At 42.9% G+C, this 791-nt stretch carries 2 protein-coding genes; both read left to right on the top strand.

Going from position 1 to position 791, the window contains the following annotated elements:
* Positions 1-55: 55 nt before the first annotated feature.
* Entirely contained in the window at positions 56-466 is a 411-nt protein-coding gene (locus tag H8706_RS12150; protein WP_262432847.1) for a SpoVG family protein, read from the top strand.
* 11 nt (positions 467-477) lie between these two features.
* The gene (locus tag H8706_RS12145; protein ID WP_262432846.1) at positions 478-669 is read left to right on the top strand and encodes a DUF3849 domain-containing protein; all 192 of its coding nucleotides are present in this window, start codon (positions 478-480) and stop codon (positions 667-669) included.
* The last annotated feature ends 122 nt before the right edge of the window (positions 670-791 follow it).

Genomic DNA, 791 nt, shown 5'->3' with positions numbered 1-791 from the left:
GTGAAAGGTTAAAAGAAGTGGATGATGAGTTATATAAAAGAAAGGGGTAGAATTTATGAATTACAAAGCAAGCGTGAACCTTATTAACAAACCCGGAAGCTTAAAGGGAGTTGCCTCGGTTTCCATCAATGACGAGTTTGTTGTAAAAGGTGTGAGGATTTTTGAGGGCAATGACGGTCCGTTTGTGTCAATGCCTTCCCGTAAGGCAGGAGCCAAATATGAGGATATTTGTTTCCCGATTACAAAAGAGGGAAGAGAAAATCTCCACAGTGCGGTGCTTGAAGCATACGAACAGAAATTAACACAGCAGGAGGAGCAGAACCATGAAGAGGGGAAAGAAACAAAAAAGGCAGGGAATAAAAAGTCTCAAAAGCGTTCAGACGAACAAAAAACTGCCGAAAGCAATACCGAATTGCAGGCGGATCAGAATGAACAGACCGAGGCAGCCCCGGTAATGAATATGTGAGGTGAACAGCTATGGCGGTGGAATTTTACCGTTATTCATACAGGACAGCGGAGCATGACGGCGATGTTGAGGAATACCGAGCAAGCCGTGATGAGAACAGACGATGCACGGAATTCATTCAGCATCCGCAAACCGGACTTTATGCAAACGCATATAAAGATAATGTTGTAGATAAAGACGGAACGTATCTTGATAAGTTTTAATCCGTATATACGGTCTTCCCTTAATTCTTTTTCCGAAAAGGTTTCCGGCTTATTGTGCATATCGTAATAATACCGCATACATTCATCGGATATTGAACCGTAATGACCGTTTTCGCCTGCCG

Source organism: Qingrenia yutianensis, from assembly GCF_014385105.1.
In the GTDB taxonomy this organism is placed as follows: Bacteria; Bacillota; Clostridia; order UMGS1810; family UMGS1810; genus Qingrenia; species Qingrenia yutianensis.
Note: the sequence above shows the minus strand (reverse complement) of the source record. Positions and strands in the feature narration are given on the sequence as shown.